Origin of the sequence: Isobaculum melis, assembly GCF_900111355.1 — a bacterium.
Classification (GTDB): domain Bacteria; phylum Bacillota; class Bacilli; order Lactobacillales; family Carnobacteriaceae; genus Isobaculum; species Isobaculum melis.
Genome location: NZ_FOHA01000030.1, coordinates 1 through 16,762, shown reverse-complemented (window position 1 = coordinate 16,762; position 16,762 = coordinate 1). Strand labels below are relative to the sequence as shown.

The 16,762-nt window shown below is 36.2% G+C and carries 13 protein-coding genes and 1 pseudogene; 9 read left to right on the top strand and 5 right to left on the bottom strand.

Going from position 1 to position 16,762, the window contains the following annotated elements; genetic code table 11:
- Positions 1-217, bottom strand: a pseudogene (locus BMW29_RS14090) (ISL3 family transposase); the annotation flags it as partial.
- A 465-nt stretch (positions 218-682) separates the two neighbouring features.
- Here BMW29_RS14090 and BMW29_RS13385 point away from each other — a divergent pair.
- From BMW29_RS13385 to BMW29_RS14205, 5 genes are all read left to right on the top strand, one after another.
- On the top strand, positions 683-1,804 hold the full coding sequence (locus BMW29_RS13385) for a M20/M25/M40 family metallo-hydrolase (protein ID WP_092654218.1): 1,122 nt from the start codon (positions 683-685) through the stop codon (positions 1,802-1,804).
- A 104-nt stretch (positions 1,805-1,908) separates the two neighbouring features.
- A complete protein-coding gene (gene gndA, locus BMW29_RS13380; protein WP_092654216.1) occupies positions 1,909-3,330 on the top strand; it encodes an NADP-dependent phosphogluconate dehydrogenase in 1,422 nt (473 codons plus the stop codon).
- 368 nt (positions 3,331-3,698) lie between these two features.
- Complete coding sequence (locus BMW29_RS13375; RefSeq protein ID WP_092654214.1) at positions 3,699-4,385, top strand: response regulator transcription factor; 687 nt, start codon at positions 3,699-3,701, stop codon at positions 4,383-4,385.
- A complete protein-coding gene (locus BMW29_RS13370) occupies positions 4,382-5,878 on the top strand; it encodes a HAMP domain-containing sensor histidine kinase (protein WP_245706288.1) in 1,497 nt (498 codons plus the stop codon). Before BMW29_RS13375 ends, BMW29_RS13370 begins: the two co-directional genes overlap by 4 nt.
- 83 nt (positions 5,879-5,961) lie before the next feature.
- Positions 5,962-6,543 carry a YcxB family protein gene (locus tag BMW29_RS14205; protein WP_092654212.1) on the top strand — a complete coding sequence of 194 codons (582 nt, stop codon included), beginning with the start codon at positions 5,962-5,964 and terminating at the stop codon, positions 6,541-6,543.
- A gap of 132 nt (positions 6,544-6,675) precedes the next feature.
- Here BMW29_RS14205 and yidC read toward each other — a convergent pair whose 3' ends face one another.
- Together yidC and BMW29_RS13355 are read right to left on the bottom strand one after the other, a co-directional pair.
- Positions 6,676-7,587 (bottom strand): membrane protein insertase YidC, encoded by a 912-nt coding sequence (gene yidC / locus BMW29_RS13360; protein WP_092654210.1) that lies wholly within the window; start codon positions 7,585-7,587, stop codon positions 6,676-6,678.
- A gap of 63 nt (positions 7,588-7,650) precedes the next feature.
- The gene (locus BMW29_RS13355) at positions 7,651-7,926 is read right to left on the bottom strand and encodes an acylphosphatase (RefSeq protein WP_092654208.1); all 276 of its coding nucleotides are present in this window, start codon (positions 7,924-7,926) and stop codon (positions 7,651-7,653) included.
- Between the two features lie 123 nt (positions 7,927-8,049).
- On the opposite strand from BMW29_RS13355, the gene BMW29_RS13350 reads away from it, so the two are divergent.
- Positions 8,050-8,370 (top strand): DUF1033 family protein, encoded by a 321-nt coding sequence (locus BMW29_RS13350; RefSeq protein WP_092654206.1) that lies wholly within the window; start codon positions 8,050-8,052, stop codon positions 8,368-8,370.
- Positions 8,367-10,442: a DNA topoisomerase 3 gene (locus BMW29_RS13345; RefSeq protein ID WP_092654204.1), complete on the top strand. Its 2,076-nt coding sequence runs from the start codon at positions 8,367-8,369 to the stop codon at positions 10,440-10,442. Before BMW29_RS13350 ends, BMW29_RS13345 begins: the two co-directional genes overlap by 4 nt.
- 45 nt (positions 10,443-10,487) lie before the next feature.
- Here BMW29_RS13345 and BMW29_RS13340 read toward each other — a convergent pair whose 3' ends face one another.
- A complete protein-coding gene (locus BMW29_RS13340; RefSeq protein WP_092654202.1) occupies positions 10,488-10,838 on the bottom strand; it encodes a rhodanese-like domain-containing protein in 351 nt (116 codons plus the stop codon).
- Positions 10,831-11,376 (bottom strand): MarR family winged helix-turn-helix transcriptional regulator, encoded by a 546-nt coding sequence (locus BMW29_RS13335; protein ID WP_092654200.1) that lies wholly within the window; start codon positions 11,374-11,376, stop codon positions 10,831-10,833. The genes BMW29_RS13340 and BMW29_RS13335 overlap by 8 nt, the downstream gene beginning before the upstream one ends.
- 170 nt (positions 11,377-11,546) lie before the next feature.
- Here BMW29_RS13335 and BMW29_RS13330 point away from each other — a divergent pair, with 170 nt between their 5' ends.
- Positions 11,547-13,883, top strand: coding sequence for an FtsK/SpoIIIE family DNA translocase (locus tag BMW29_RS13330; protein ID WP_092654198.1), 2,337 nt, complete (start codon positions 11,547-11,549; stop codon positions 13,881-13,883).
- A 376-nt stretch (positions 13,884-14,259) separates the two neighbouring features.
- Positions 14,260-16,458 carry a BspA family leucine-rich repeat surface protein gene (locus BMW29_RS13325; RefSeq protein WP_092654196.1) on the top strand — a complete coding sequence of 733 codons (2,199 nt, stop codon included), beginning with the start codon at positions 14,260-14,262 and terminating at the stop codon, positions 16,456-16,458.
- Positions 16,459-16,762 lie beyond the last annotated feature (304 nt).

Genomic DNA, 16,762 nt, shown 5'->3' with positions numbered 1-16,762 from the left:
CACATTGATTTAAGAGAATCATAGATGCTTTTTTTCCGTTTTTAACGATAGAATGACTTGATGATTTGCATAAAGGACAGCGGCTAAAGGTTCTCGTTAAGACACCTTTGGCAAGAATAATTTTCTTTCCTTTATAGAAATCTTCCTGACAACTAAGAATATGAATATTTTTATCTTTCACTCCAAGAAGTTGTTTGATAGAATTGATAGTGGACATACAAAAACCTTCCTTTACTAGATATTGTTGTGGTGACTCTATTCTAACGGAAATTTTGTATGTCTTCTTGTTTTTTTATAAAAAAACTGGGACCAATAGAATAATTTCTATCAGTCCCATAAATTATAGTGCCCTTTTTATCTATTCACTAATTGTAATACTAAACCTAGAATAGGTGTGATAACCATTGCAAGTAACATCATCCAAATGACAATCTTAGCAATTGGTCTTTTCTTTTCATTTTTGTACACAGACATTCACCACCTAATATATCATCATCCTTATAGTTAGTGTACACCCATTTAAGGTGTAATTTCAATCAAATATTCGCACTCTTTACATTTTTTTAATCAATCACTCTGTTTATGAATCAAAATGAAGACTACTAACTAAGATTTTTGATTGCGCTTATGCGTGCATTGGATTAAACTAAAGGAAGTAAAATAAAAAATTGGGGTGGCATAAATGAAAGTCAATCAAGAACGTTTAATTGCACAATTTATCGAATTGGTTCAAATTGATTCAGAAACAAGAAATGAAGGTAAAATTCAACCTTATTTAAAAGAGCGTTTTACAGCATTAGGTTTAACTGTTGAAGAAGATCATACAATGGGCGAAACTGGCTATGGCGCAAACAATCTACTTTGCACCTTGGCAGGAGATGCGGACATGACACCGATTTTCTTCTCTTCACATATGGATACAGTCGTTCCAGGTGTGAATATTCAACCAATCATTAAAGATGGCGCTATTTATTCAGATGGTACAACTATTCTTGGGGCCGATGATAAAGCTGGAATTGCCATTATGATTGAATTAATTCAACTATTAAAAGAAGAAAACATCAAACATGGTACACTAGAATTTGTGATTACAGTGGGTGAGGAAAGCGGCTTAGTTGGTGCAAAAGCTTTTGATGTAAACAGTCTACAATCACCTTTTGGCTTTGTCTTAGATACTGGTGGTCCAGTTGGGGCGATTACAATTGGTAGCCCAACACAATATCATCTTGATGTGATGATTAATGGGGTGACGGCTCATGCTGGTGTAGCGCCTGAAAAAGGTGTTTCAGCTGTGCAAATTGCGAGCAATGCCATCCATCAAATGAAGCTCGGTCGCATTGATGACATGACAACTGCTAACATTGGCTTTATTTCTGGCGGTACAGCAACCAATATTGTGATGGATCGTTTAGAAATTGTCGCAGAAGCTAGATCCTTATCACCAGAATCTGGTGCAGCACAAGTGAAGCATATGGAAGAAACCTTTATTAGAGTTGCTAAAGAAATGGGTGGAAGTGCAGAAGTCATCATTAAAAAAATGTATGATGGTTATTTATTTGATGCAGAAACACCAGTTGTAAAAATGGCAGCAGAAGGCATGAAACAAGCCGGGATTGCTTCTCATTTACAAAAATCTGGTGGCGGTAGTGATGCCAACATTTTTAATGGCAAAGGCAAACCAACAACTAATTTATCTGTTGGCTATCAAGAAATTCATACAGTCAAAGAATATATGCCAATTGCTGAATTTGTGAAAGCTGTAGAAATGGCATTTGGCATTGTGTCAGTTATTGCAGCATCATAAAAAAGAAATTCCGAAAAGAAAGGTGTAACGCCTTTCTTTTTTATCTTTTTTTTGGTACGATAACTAGGAATGAAAACGTAAATTGTAAGGAGGAATTGACAGAAATGACAAAACAAGAAATTGGCGTTATTGGCATGGCTGTAATGGGTAAAAACCTAGCTTTAAATATCGAAAGCAGAGGATATAGTGTCTCTATTTTTAATAGAACAGGATCAAAAACTGAGGAAGTGGTTGCAGAACATCCTGACAAAAATTTAGTTCCAACTTACACAATTGAAGACTTTGTTGCTTCATTAGAAGTACCGCGTCGCATTTTGATTATGGTCAAAGCAGGCGATCCAACAGATAAAACCATCCAAAGCTTATTGCCTCATTTAGATAAAGGCGATATCTTAATTGATGGCGGAAATACATTCTATCAAGATACGATTCGTCGTAATACTGAATTAAGTGCACGAGGCATTAACTTTATTGGAACAGGTGTCTCAGGTGGAGAAGAAGGTGCATTAAAAGGCCCTGCAATCATGCCAGGTGGACAAAAAGAAGCCTATGAACTAGTTGCGCCAATTCTAAAAGAAATTGCAGCAAAAGCTAAAGATGGCGAACCTTGTGTGACTTATATTGGCGCTGATGGTGCTGGTCACTATGTGAAAATGGTTCACAATGGGATTGAATATGGCGATATGCAGCTGATTGCTGAATCATATGCCTTATTACGTGATGTTGTTGGCCTATCAGTTGAAGAAATCGCAGCTGTTTTTGCTGAGTGGAATAAAACTGAATTAGATAGCTATTTAATTGAAATCACTGCAGATATTTTAACACGTAAAGATGATAAAACGGGTAAACCAATTGTTGACGTCATCCTAGATCGTGCAGGAAATAAAGGAACAGGTAAATGGACTTCACAAAGTGCCTTAGACTTAGGTGTTTCATTACCACTGATTACAGAATCTGTTTTCGCACGTTATATTTCTGCCATTAAAGATGAACGCGTTGCAGCAAGTAAAGTTCTTGCGAAGCCAGCACCTTATCAATTAGATGAAGAGAAAGCAGCCTTTGTTGAAAAAATTCGTCAAGCGCTCTACTTCAGCAAAATTATGAGCTATGCACAAGGATTTTCTCAAATGCGCGTGGCCAGCGAAAATTACAACTGGGATTTAAAATACGGTGAAATCGCTAAAATTTTCCGTGCAGGCTGTATTATTCGTGCACAATTCTTACAAAATATTACAGATGCTTATGGACGGAATCCAGAACTTAAAAATCTATTGATGGATGAGTACTTTGTGGATATTACAAAAAACTATCAACAATCTGTTCGTGATGTTGTGAGTGTGGCTGTTCAATCTGGTACAGCAATTCCTACCTTCTCATCAGCCATTGCGTACTATGATTCTTATCGCTCAGCAACACTGCCTGCAAATATTATTCAAGCACAACGTGACTATTTTGGTGCACACACTTATGAGCGCACAGATAAAGAAGGAACATTCCACTACGATTGGTATGGGGAAGAAAATTAATCAAATTTGACTGATAAGCCTAGCAAGACTAGCTTATCAGTCTTTTTTTCTAAAAAATATGTACAATATCGTACACGATTGTACAAAAGCTTTATCCGCATGATAGCAACCTGTCTTTAAGAAATTCAGTAAAATAACTACTTTTTATGAAAAAGTGAGCCACATACAATCATTGAAGGAATAGGTTTAGCAAAATAAAGCAAGGAAGAATCATGATTTTCTTTATTTTTTTATTGTGTATGTTAGAATGTATATTTGGACAATGTATGGTAAAATGGAAAAAAGAAAGAGATGAGAATTCTCTCATAAAAATGAATGGATCAAATGTATAGCTGAAATAAATGGATAAGAAGGGTGGACTTTTCTATATGCACAAAATATTAATTATAGAAGATGAAAAAAACTTAGCACGCTTTGTTGAACTGGAATTAAAACATGAAGGTTATGAAGCAGAAGTACAAAGCAATGGACGAACGGGTTTAGAAACCGCTCTTGAAGGGGACTGGGATGCGATTCTACTTGATTTGATGTTACCTGAGCTAAATGGTTTAGAAGTATGTCGTAGAATCAGACAAGTCAAGCAAACACCAATTATTATGATGACAGCAAGAGACTCAGTCATTGATCGTGTTTCTGGTTTAGACCATGGTGCAGATGATTACATTGTTAAACCATTTGCAATCGAAGAATTATTAGCAAGACTGCGGGCTTTATTACGCCGTATTGACATTGAAGGGGAACAAAATGTCAGCAAACAAACCACTGTAAATTATCGTGATTTAACTGTTGAAAAAGAAAACCGCATTGTCAGAAGAGGCGAAGAAGTTATTGAGCTGACCAAACGAGAATATGAATTGTTATTAACCTTAATGGAAAATATCAATATTGTGCTTTCACGTGATGTATTATTAAATAAAGTTTGGGGCTATGAAACAGAAGTAGAAACAAATGTGGTTGATGTTTATATTCGCTATTTAAGAAATAAAATTGATTTACCAAATGAAGAAAGCTATATTCAAACCGTTCGTGGAACAGGATATGTGATGCGTTCGTGAAAAAAATTAGATGGCGTGATGTCAAAGAATCAATGAGAAAAGGCGTCCATTCTCTCACTTGGAAATGGACAATTGGGGCTGCAATTGCAATCTTTTTCACTTATTCTATGTTCACAGTTGCTATCTATCAAGGGTTTACCAATATGATGATGGCACAAGAGCATACCAATGTTAATGATACATTGTTATCGATTATTGAAAAACTAAAAAATGGTCCTGATCACTTAACCAAAGATTTGATTCATCAAAAATTAAGAACCGATGCTTATGAAGCTAGCTTAAAAGAAGAAGTGGATGAAGAAACCGATTATAACGAAAACTTCATTTATGCGCAACTATTTGAAAAAGGGGTTTCTGTGAGTGTTTATAACGCAGAGCAGGAACTCTTATATCAATCAGTACCCACCGATGTTCGCTTTAAAATCAGTGAATATCCAGTGATTAAAGAGCTCATGATTGATGGTGAAGATGGCTTGGTAGGTGTGGCCCCAGTTGTCTCCAAGGATAAAGTCATTGGTTATGTTCAAATCACAAATGAGCTATTAAAATATCATGCACTAAGCTCAAAGGTATTGATGGCGATGTTATTACTAGGCGCTTTTGCCTTAATTGTGAGTGGACTATTAGGCTATTTATTAGCTTTAAACTTCTTAAAGCCACTGAAGACCATGACACGGACTATGAATGATATCAGACAAGATATGCAGTCAACTTCAAGAATGCCTGTGACTGATGGAGAAGATGAAATTTCCAATTTAACCACAATTTTTAATGAAATGCTGGATAATATTCAGCGTTATATGGAACAACAGCAGCGTTTTGTTGAAGATGCTTCACATGAACTACGAACACCTGTAGCGATTATGGAAGGACATTTAAAACTACTGAATCGCTGGGGAAAAGAAGATCCTGAAGTATTAAATGAGTCTTTAAATGCCTCTTTACAGGAAATCGAGCGGATGAAAAACTTAGTCCAAGAAATGCTTGATCTTTCTCGTGCAGAACAAGTAGAAATGTTCTATCAAAATAAAGTAACACCAATTAAAGAAGTCATCGATCAAACCTATACGAATTTCAGTATGATTTATCCAGATTTTACATTTAATATGGATAATGAATTAACAGCAGCGATGCAAGTCAAAATTTATCGCAATCATTTAGAACAAATTTTGATTATTCTATTAGATAACGCGGTAAAATATTCAACAGATCGTAAAGAAATTCATATTTCAGCAAGCCAAGATGGTCATGCAGTTCAAATTGCTATTCAAGACTTTGGTGAAGGGGTTTCAACTGAAGACTTACAACGGATCTTTAACCGCTTCTTTAGAGTGGATAAAGCAAGAAGTCGTCAAAAGGGTGGAAATGGGTTAGGTCTTTCGATTGCCAAACAATTAATTGATGGTTATCAAGGAACGATTTCTGCTGATAGCGTGGTTGGACATGGGACAACCTTTAGGATTTCATTGCCACTTGTTTTAACTAAAAAATAAATAACTGGACGTCAAAATAACTTTAATTTTGACGTCCTTTGTGTTAGGATGAGCAGATAAAGCGAAAGGGGATAGCATTATATATGCAAATTAAATACATAGCGACAAAAGAAGATTTTACAAATTTTAACAAGATTTTTATGAAGTATCAGAATAAGAAGCTAAATACGGTTATTAGAATCTTTTCTTTCTTTCTCTTGTTATTTTTCTTTTATTTTTCATATCAGCTAATCTCATTTTATCTAGAATTTCAGACTTACTTTAAAAATGTAGGTTTTAATCAATTTCTCCATATGCAAATGGAAAATATTCTTTGGACAATAGGTTTTCTAGTTATCAGTTGCATCCTTTTTTTTGAAGTAAATATTCTAACAAACTTCAAAATAAAAAAATTAATCAATCATCCGGAAAATCAATTCTTTTTTTCTGAAAAAAAGCTGTTCTTTTCAGATGAAAAAGTGGACATTCATCAAGAAGTTTCCGAAAGTATTGTTCAATGGGAGAGCTTTACCAAAATCATTGAAACCAAACAGTATTTGTTCTTGTTTAATAGTTCTTCAACAGGATTGCTCATTCCTAAAAAAGCAATCCCTCAAGAGCTGTATACTTCACTATATGAACTCTTTATGGCCAAAATATCAAATCAAGTGCTGATTGATAAGTAGTGCAAAGTTACTCAAAAAGAAAAAGAACCTGCCTTTTGGCCACCGTTTACCGAGGCAATTTATGCTTTTTTAGAAGTAATTAAGGGGTTGGGATAAAACTTTTCAGTTTTGTCCCAACCCCTTTTATAATGCTTAACGTTTTTGTTTGCCTTCATTACGACGTTTGCCGTCTGAAGGTTTATTTGGTTTACTATTCACTTCAGTAGCTTCAATTGGTTTTGCTTTTTGAACTTTAGGATTTTGGACCGGACGATTTTTCATGGCTTCTGCAATTTCAGCTTTAATCTTAGGCTTATGCACAAGATTTGAAATCAAGGTTTGTCCACATGCGATAATCCCACCAACAAACCAGTATAAACCAAGACCAGCAGGTGAGCCCCATGAGAACATTAAAATCATCACCGGACTAATAAATAACATTGTACGCATGGCTTTTTTCTGTTCAGGTGTTAGACCAATCATTGAAATGAAAGCTTGTCCTACATAAATTAAACCAGCAGCAATGGCCATATAATGATTGGGTTGACCCAGGTTAAGACCAAAGAATGAACTATCTGCAATTTCAGTAGAGCTGCTAATCGCCTGGAATAAAGCAGAGAAGACAAGCATTTGGATAATCATTGGTAAACAACCAATACCACCTGTCATACTAATATTATTTTCTTTATATAAAGCCATCATTTCTTGTTGAACAGCTACTTTTTCTTCTTGCGTGGTAGCTTCTTTCTGACGTCTTTGAATATCATCTAATTGTGGCTTGATAGCAGCCGTTTTCTCTTGTTGAATCATTGACTTTTTCATTTGATTCAAGCTAAGCGGTAAAATCAGAATACGTAAGATAATGGTAATGGCAATAATCGCCATCCCATAACTACCACCAAAAACATTCGCTAACATAATAATTAAATTTTTAGTTGGAACAACAAAGAGTTCGTAGAAGAATCCAGAGTAGTTTCCATCGGCATCTCGGCTAGAACATCCTGATAATAGTAAAATCAGTGTAAATAATGTGCTAGAAAGAGCGAGCTTTTTATAAGTTTTCATTGATCACATTCCTTTGTTTATTCATAGTATATTGTTTAACTATACTTGAACAGATGATAATTTTCAATCTGTAATTGTAAATTTATCTCGAAGTTTGATTGCTGGGTTTTCAATTACCTCTAAATGGGTCACATTTCCACTAGGGGAAGGAGAGGCACGAACAACTTCAATAAAGCGATTCAGCTTTTCTTCAGGTCCATTTGCTTCAATATAAACGGTTCCATCCTCTTGATTTTTAACAATTCCATAAATTTTTAGTAAATCAGCACGGTATTTTGTCATATAACGAAAACCAACACCTTGCACGCGTCCAGTTGCAACTAAAATAACTGTTTTCAAATGACTTCACTCCTTTTTATCCATCAGCCTTCATGCTTATTTTAGCGTTTTGGTAGGCGAATAGTCAATGATTCTGTTAGCAAATATGTTATAATCAAAAAGACACGAAGGGGGAGTTGTCCTATGTATCAAGTTATTGAACTATTCGGGGAGTACGAACCATGGTGGTTTTTTGAGGACTGGCGAGATGATATTTATTTAGAAGTTAGTTATGCAACTTCTCAAGAAGCTGTAGAGGCCTATGAAGCATTATATCAATCCTATGCAACAAAATATGAAAATGTTCAAACAAAAAAACAATGGTTAACAGCATTTTGGAATGAAGCAGAAGTCCGTTACTGTGAAGATTGTGAAGATGATGTTCAGCTCTATCACAGTATTTTATTATTAGAAAACAATCAACCAATTCAGGAACAAGTCGAAGAGAAAAAGGAGTCATCATGAAAACATTAGTTATTGCAGAAAAACCAAGTGTGGGAAGAGGAATTGCCCGTGTCCTTGGTGCTACACAAAAAAGTAAAGCTTATATTGAAGGCAAAGATTATATTGTGACTTGGGGATTAGGTCACTTATTAGGACTGAAAATGCCAGAAGATTATAAAAAAGAATGGGCTACTTGGGAAATGAATGCTTTACCCATTATGCCTCAAAAAATGGAAATCAAACCGCTTAAGAATACTGCAGGTCAGCTAAAGGCGATTAAACAATTAGCTGCCCGCAAAGATGTGGATAGTGCGATTATAGCGACAGATGCTGGAAGAGAGGGTGAGCTTGTTGCCAGATGGATTTTACAATATGTTCATTTTAAAAAGCCAGTAAAGCGCCTTTGGATTTCTTCACAAACGGATAAAGCCATTAAAGATGGGTTTAAGCAATTAAAACCAAGTAAAGCCTATGATCACTTATTCTATTCTGCACAAGCAAGAGCAGAATCAGACTGGCTAATTGGTTTAAATGTAACGCGTGCCTTAACCGTTAAATATCAAGATAGCTTATCAGCCGGTCGCGTTCAAACACCAACACTTGCGATGGTTAGAAAACAAGAAGAAAAAATCGAAAAATTTGTCCCTAAAACCTATTTCACCATTGACCTGATGATTGATGGCGAAAAAGCAACGATTAGTAAAGGGCAAGCTGAAAATTATCCAACAAAAGAAGCAGCAGAGCAAGTCATCAAAGAATTAGACGATGCACCGATTATAGTGGCTGATATTCAAGAAAAAACAGTCAAGGAGCCTGCGCCATTACCTTATGATTTAACAGAATTACAAAAAGATGCTAACCAACGCTATCAATTTTCAGCCAAAAAAACCTTAAACCTGATGCAAGCCCTCTATGAAAAGCACAAAGTCTTAACCTATCCAAGAACAGACTCAAAGCATTTAACCACGGATATGGTACAGACAATGAAAGAACGCTTGCAAAGTGTCCAAAACTTCTCACCAGAAGCCAAAGAAGCACTTAAAAAAGGTGGAAAAATTACCAATCAACGCGTTTTTAATAACAGCAAGGTAACGGATCATCATGGGATTATTCCAACCGAAGAACGACCAAGACCAGAAAAAATGGATAGTGATGAACTCAAAATTTACCGGATGGTCGTTAGCCGCTTTATTGGCCTCTTTTTACCAGAATATGTTGTAAAAAAAGTCACATATACCTTTAAAGTAAAAGAAACATACTTTGCTTTAAGCAGTAGTCAAGTGCTTGAAGAAGGTTGGCGAGTGGGCAATATCAAAGAAACAGGTAAGAAGCATCTCTATCAAAAAGGCGACCAAGTTCGTCAATCTACTTTAATTGCCAGCAAACATTTAACTGAAGCGCCAAGCCGTTTAACAGAAGCAACCCTCCTCCAAAAAATGGAGAAATTTGGCTTAGGCACACCAGCTACCAGAGCTGAGATTATTGAAAAGTTAATTTCGAGTGATTTAATGGACCGAACACAAGCGAAGCTAACTGTTTCACCAAAAGGCAAACAACTATTAAGTCTAGTAAACCCTAAACTCATTAGTCCAGAATTAACCAGCAAATGGGAAAGAGAGCTAGAAGATATTGCCAAGGGAAAAGCGAGTAAACAAGCCTTTATCCAAAGTATTGTTGGCGAAACTAAAGCCCTGGTTCAAGAAATTAAAAATAGCAAACAAAGCTACCAAGATTTTTCACTGACTCAAAAGAAATGTCCAGACTGTGGTGAGCTACTAAAAGAAAAAAATGGCCGCGATGGAAAATACCTTGTTTGTAGCAGTCAAACCTGTCAATATCGCAGACGCAAAGATCCAAAAGTATCCATGCGCAGATGCCCACAATGCCATAAAAAAATGGAAATCCATGAAGGCAAAGCAGGTGCTTACTTTAAATGTAAGTTCTGTAACATTGCGGAAAAAGCAGCAGATAAGAAAAATAAAAAAATGAGCAAGCATGAAGAAAAACGGATGCTGAAAAAATATAGTGCGCCAGATGAGCCAATGGAAAGCCCACTTGCAGCAGCCTTAAAAGCAGCGATGAAAGAAGACTAAACTCAAAAACTCCCTGATTCTTAAAATCAGGGAGTTTTTGAGTTTCTATAACGACACAATTTCCACTGGTAATCTCATACCTTTCCAACCTTCAATTGCACAAGATAATTCATAAGCCTCAAAGCCATTTTTCAAGAGCAGTAACAAAGCTTCCTTGCCTAAAGTTGTACCAGCATTCCAATCATAGACAACCAAAGTTTTTGCTTGATCCAAAGTATGTAGCTGATTGACCAAATCTTTTGCAGGGATTTCAATTGACCCTTTAATCTTATCCTTTTTCATCTGCTTTGGCGCATTGCGAATATCAATTAAACAATAATTTTGCGGTGCTTCCAAAACTTTATCATGCCCAATTGTTAAGCTTAATAGTGTTTCCAAATACTCGATTTTATTCATTTTCCTTTTCCTCCGCTTCATTGATTTGTTGTGATGACAGGTTAGCATTTCCTTCTGCAATTTTTTCTAATAAAATATGAAAGGTTGCTCTCTCTTCTTCAGTTAAATTACCCATAATAGTATTAGCAGTCGTATAATTCGTCGGAAGAAATGTTTCTAAAAGGGAAAGACCTTGCTTCGTTAAAGCAATAAAAGTAGCTCTTTTATCTTTTTGATTGGCTAACTTTATGACCAATCCAGCTTTGACTAAGCCATTTACAATCCCCGTAATTGTTGGTTTCTTAACCCCTAGCATACTCGCTAACTTAGAAGGTAAGATTTGATGCTCCTGTTGTCGATAAATCAGCATTAATATCGTAAATTTAGCTTCTGTTAAATGAAAATGCTGAAATAAAGCATCATAATTTTTTTGAATCTCTCTATTCACTTGCTGAAATCGTAAAAAAAGTTGGACGGCTTCCACATCAATATGAGGGTATTTGCTTTGATAAGCAGTTAAAAGCGGCTTATCAGGTAAGGATCTTAAATCTAATTCCAAGTTGTACGCCTCCTTTTTTATTTAGTTAGTCTACCTAACTAAATAAAGCTTAACTGATGGAACAAGTTTCGTCAAACCTTTTATGAGATTTTTTTAGGAAACCGAACATTTGTCCGAGTTTTTTTGGTATAATGAAGAAATCAAGAAAGAATTAAAGGGGGCTTTTTTCCTTGGCGACAAAAAAGACGAAGAAAAAAGGAAAACAAACAACAAAAAAAAATGAACGCAATTTATCCTTAGAAATCATGGGGTTCATTTTTATCATATGTAGTCTATTTGGTCTGATTAAGCTAGGCTTTGTCGGTGTTATTATTGTGAACATTTTTAGGTTTTTCTATGGAGATATTTATATCTTAGGATTAATCCTATTAGCAGTTTATGGGGGCTATCTGCTGATTATTGGCAAAGAGCCAAAGTTAGCAAGCAAAAGAATGCTGGGCGTTTTATTTGTGAATATTGCCATCTTACTATTTGCCCATGCTCATATCTTTGGTCCAGTCATGTCTTCAAAACCACAAGTCATTGAAGCAACTTGGCGTTACTATTTTCAAGATTTAACGGGAAATACCATCACGAAACAGCTAGGTGGCGGGATGATTGGCGCGGTTCTTTATGTTGCTAGTTATTTCTTGTTTTCCCAATTAGGCACCTATATGATTGCCAGCTTATTACTCATTATCGGTGGGATGTTAATCGCTAATATTCCGTTATCCAATATCTTGACCTACTCTAAAAAAGGATTGCAAGCAGTGGGATTAAAAATTGGCGAAATCATCAAAAAACAAAGAGCAAAGAAAAAGCTAGCCAAAGAAACAGCACAGCAGGAAGAAGCTGTTGAAAAGGCCAATCAAGTTGTGCCACCAACACCAGGACAATTATTAGCGAAGGAACAAAAAGAGCCTGAAAAAGGTGTCACAGAGCAAATTGAATTAAAAATTGATAGCTTCCAAAGCAATCCATCTATTCAAGCAGAAGAAAAATCAGCTGCTGAAGAGCCAGATAAAGGAGAAGAGTTAGATTTTCCAATTGCAGAAGAAACAGAAGATTATGACTACAAGCTACCACCACATCAGCTTTTAAAAGAAGTAGAGCATATCGATCAAAGTCAGGAATATGATTTGATTCAACAAAATGTCAAAAAACTAGAAGAAACCTTTGCCAGCTTTGGTGTCGATGCGAAAGTCACAAAAGCCAATCTTGGACCAGCTGTCACCAAATATGAAGTACAGCCAGCTGTAGGTGTGAAAGTGAGTAAAGTAGTTGGTTTAAGTGATGACTTAGCCTTAGCTTTAGCAGCGAAAGACATTCGAATTGAAGCACCAATTCCAGGCAAATCCTTTATTGGAATTGAAGTGCCAAACAGCCAAGTTAGTATGGTGGCCTTTAGAGATGTGATTGAGGGCCAAGTCCTTTCGCCAGAAAGATTACTAGAAGTCCCATTAGGTAGAGATATTTCTGGTAATGTCATGGTTGCTGATTTAGCGAAAATGCCTCACTTACTTGTAGCCGGTTCAACTGGTAGTGGGAAATCCGTCTGTATTAATGGCATTATCACGAGTTTATTGATGCGTGCCAAACCTCATGAGGTTAAATTAATGATGGTCGATCCTAAGATGGTAGAATTAAATGTTTATAATGGTATCCCGCATCTATTAACCCCAGTGGTGACCAATCCGCGTAAAGCCGCACAAGCTTTGCAAAAAGTAGTGGCTGAGATGGAGCGTCGTTACGAACTATTTGCTGCCAGTGGTATGAGAAACATTACTGGTTATAATGAAATGGTGCGTGAGCAGAACATTGTGAATGGTGAAAATCATCCAATTATGCCTTATATTGTGGTAGTGGTTGATGAGTTAGCTGATTTAATGATGGTTGCCAGCAATGAAGTTGAGGATGCCATTACGCGTTTAGCACAAATGGCACGTGCTGCAGGAATCCATATGATTTTAGCAACACAACGCCCAAGTGTCGATGTGATTACTGGGATTATTAAAGCCAATGTTCCTTCCAGAATTGCCTTTGCGGTTTCAAGCTCAACGGATTCAAGAACCATTATTGATGGTGGAGGCGCAGAGAAATTACTTGGTAGAGGAGATATGCTATTCTTACCAATGGGGGAAAGTAAACCTGTTCGTGTTCAAGGGGCCTTTATTTCTGATAAGGAAGTAGAAGATATCGTTCACTTTATTACGGAACAAAGAGGCGCAGATTATCAAGAAGATATGATGCCAGTAGATGAGCCGCAAACAATGAGTGGCCAAGCTCAAGATGAATTATTTGATGAAGCAGTTGCACTTGTTGTGGAAATGGAGACAGCTAGTGTTTCGATGCTGCAAAGACGCTTTAGAATTGGTTATAACCGTGCAGCCCGATTGATTGATGAGATGGAGCAACGTGGCATTGTCGGCCCACATGAAGGAAGTAAGCCTAGAAAAGTTCATGTTTCGTCCTGGCCACAGCATGAGGAAAATGAATTAGAAACAGAAATTAACCCACCAAATGAATAATCATTTGGTGGTTTTTTTTTGCTTTCAAAAAATACGTTGTAAAGGCTCTTTTTTGAGGCCATCAAAATCTTTATCAATGGAAAGTTTTATGAGGATACAAAAATAATGATTACAATTGTTGAAAAGTTGTTAAAGAATATCACAACTACCAATGATAGGATTGAATTCTTACTCGATGAGAGAAGAATGTTTTGATAATACAATCTTTTAATCGTTTTTTAACTGAACAACTTCGTGTTAGGAATTATATTCTAATTTTCTTTAAAGTATATTAGAATAATTATTTAAGGCGGATACAATCTTGACTTTTATCTGCAAAACGTGAGAAAATATAATTCTGAAAAACGAAGAAAAAAACGAAGGGAATTCATGTATAATGAACTTAAAAGAACCAACTATTAAAATAAGAAAAATTCTTAAACCTAGCTTACACTTCCTCCTATGTGGTATGCTGCTTTCATCCTCTTTCTTGCCATTCACAACAGCTTTTGCTGCAACAGAACCTGAAACAACTGATCCAAGTCAATCTACACTACCGTCTAACGCACCATCACTTTCTATAGAAGAACCAATTATACATAGTATTGATATTTTGGAAGAAAAAGAAAAGGAAGGTTCAACTGAGTTAATCGTAAGCAATGAAGCAGATACATACCGTAAGGAAAAAGAAGTAAAGTCTCATGATTCATCAGTCACAGGTACAGAAACTTCTGATGAGAGATTAGAAAGTTACGAGAGCGAAGTTAACATAATGGAAGGTTCAGAAGATCAGTCTGTAGAATCTGACAATTCACAGCTTAAAAAGGCCATAACTGCCACTTGGGGGACTGCGCCTGTTTCTTTTGATGAAAATAGTGGTATTTTGACAGTTTCAGCAGGTACTATTGGAACAGAATCAGCTATTGGCTCAATTTTAAAGAACAATGTTAAAAAAATAATATTTCTTGATGGTGTGAAGGCACCTATTAATTCTGCTTTTCTTTTTGACCGTAGAAATTTCAATAAGCTAACAAGTATTGAAGGGAAATTGGATACTTCAAATGTGACAAATATGTCTTGTATGTTTATAAATTCTAGAGCGACCTCATTAGATGTCAGTAACTGGGATACTTCAAATGTGACAGATATGTCTGGCATGTTTAAGGGGTCTAGCATCACCTCATTAGATGTCAGTAACTGGGATACTTCTGATGTGGCAGATATGTCTACCATGTTTTACCTCGCTCAAGTCACCTCTTTAGACGTCAGCAATTGGGATACTTCAAATGTGACAGATATGTCTGCCCTGTTTGCTTCTACTAAAGTCACTTCATTGGACGTCAGTAATTGGAATACGTCAAATGTTGTGAATATGGCAACGATGTTTATTGATACTAAAGTCACTTCTTTAGACATCAGCAGTTGGGATACTTCCAATGTGACAAGTATGTCTGGTATGTTTAGAACAACTCAAGTGCCCTCTTTAGATATCAGCAACTGGGATACTTCCAGTGTGACAAGTATGTCTAACATGTTTTCGATTAGTCAAGTCACCTCCTTAGACGTCAGCAATTGGGATACTTCCAATGTGATAAGTATGTCTGGTATGTTTAGAACAACTCAAGTTACTTCTTTAGACATCAGCAATTGGGATACTTCCAATGTGACAGATATGTCTGTCATGTTTTCAAATAGTCAAGTGACCTCTCTAGATGTCAGTAATTGGGATACTTTAAATGTGATAAATATGTCTAACATGTTTTCAAATAGTCAAGTGCCCTCATTAGATGTCAGCAGTTGGGATACTTCCAATGTGACAAATATGTCTAACATGTTTTCGAATAGTCAAGTGACCTCTCTAGATGTCACTGGATGGGACACATCTAATGTGGTATTTTTTGATAATTTGTTTACACAATCCAGACTAATTGAAATAAAACTTGGGGATAAATCAACATTTACTGGGGCAGTCAATTTACCTGAACCGGACACTGCAATTGGTATTTATAGCGGGGGCTGGAAAAGAATTGAACCTGTATCACCAGCAGTCACTTACGTATCAAGTCAAGATTTTATGGAAAAGTATGATGGAAAACAACCTGGTACCTATGTATGGGAAGAGATTTCTGCAAAAGTCAAAGCTAAAGATTTAACTGTATACTATCAAGATACAGATGGAAATGAAATCAACAAATCTAAAACTGTCTCTGGAAATATTGGTGACACATATGATGTTTCTACTGATGAATATAAGTTAGAGATCAAGGGCTACACCTTTAAAAAAATTAAAGACTCTTCTACTGGAATCTTTTCTGATATAGAACAATCGGTCATTTACATCTATACCAAAGACCTAGAACAAGAATCAGACCAAAATCAAGAACAAGAACAAGATCCTATTAATAAAAATAGTGCAGAAGGCCTTTCTATCAATGGAAAGAATACTGTAAATATTACAAATAATGACCACTCTAATCAGAAAAATAGTCTCCCTAAAACAGGAGAAGCCACAAACTTGATTGCCATGTTTGCTGGATTTGTCATTCTAATCATTGCTTCTAGCGCAGGGCTATTCGAATGTAAACAATACAAATAATCTTCATACTAAAGAGCAGGAGGGCGAGACAAAACGTTAACGTTTTGTCTCGCCCTCTTAAATTGCTTCTGAAAAACCGTAAATTACCTCTATAGACGGTGGCCAAAAGGCAGGTTCTTAGGCAATTGTCAAGAACCGCTGTAAACGCAGTGAACAGATGCTGATTGATACCTACTACGCTACGCTTCGATCACAACAACTTCTACGCATGAAACATGCTAGAGTTGAAGGACTTGGTTCACAAAACATTGAATAAGGAACAAAGTCGAACGCTGTTCGATTTGTATCATGTCTCTAAGGAAAG

Excerpts from the sequence above, each read along its gene's own strand:
- BMW29_RS13385 (WP_092654218.1), top strand. The coding sequence starts at position 683 with ATGAAAGTCAATCAAGAACGTTTAATTGCACAATTTATCGAATTGGTT.
- gndA (WP_092654216.1), top strand. The coding sequence starts at position 1,909 with ATGACAAAACAAGAAATTGGCGTTATTGGCATGGCTGTAATGGGTAAA.
- BMW29_RS13375 (WP_092654214.1), top strand. The coding sequence starts at position 3,699 with ATGCACAAAATATTAATTATAGAAGATGAAAAAAACTTAGCACGCTTT.
- BMW29_RS14205 (WP_092654212.1), top strand. The coding sequence starts at position 5,962 with ATGCAAATTAAATACATAGCGACAAAAGAAGATTTTACAAATTTTAAC.
- yidC (WP_092654210.1), bottom strand. The coding sequence starts at position 7,587 with ATGAAAACTTATAAAAAGCTCGCTCTTTCTAGCACATTATTTACACTG.
- BMW29_RS13350 (WP_092654206.1), top strand. The coding sequence starts at position 8,050 with ATGTATCAAGTTATTGAACTATTCGGGGAGTACGAACCATGGTGGTTT.
- BMW29_RS13345 (WP_092654204.1), top strand. The coding sequence starts at position 8,367 with ATGAAAACATTAGTTATTGCAGAAAAACCAAGTGTGGGAAGAGGAATT.
- BMW29_RS13340 (WP_092654202.1), bottom strand. The coding sequence starts at position 10,838 with ATGAATAAAATCGAGTATTTGGAAACACTATTAAGCTTAACAATTGGG.
- BMW29_RS13325 (WP_092654196.1), top strand. The coding sequence starts at position 14,260 with ATGAACTTAAAAGAACCAACTATTAAAATAAGAAAAATTCTTAAACCT.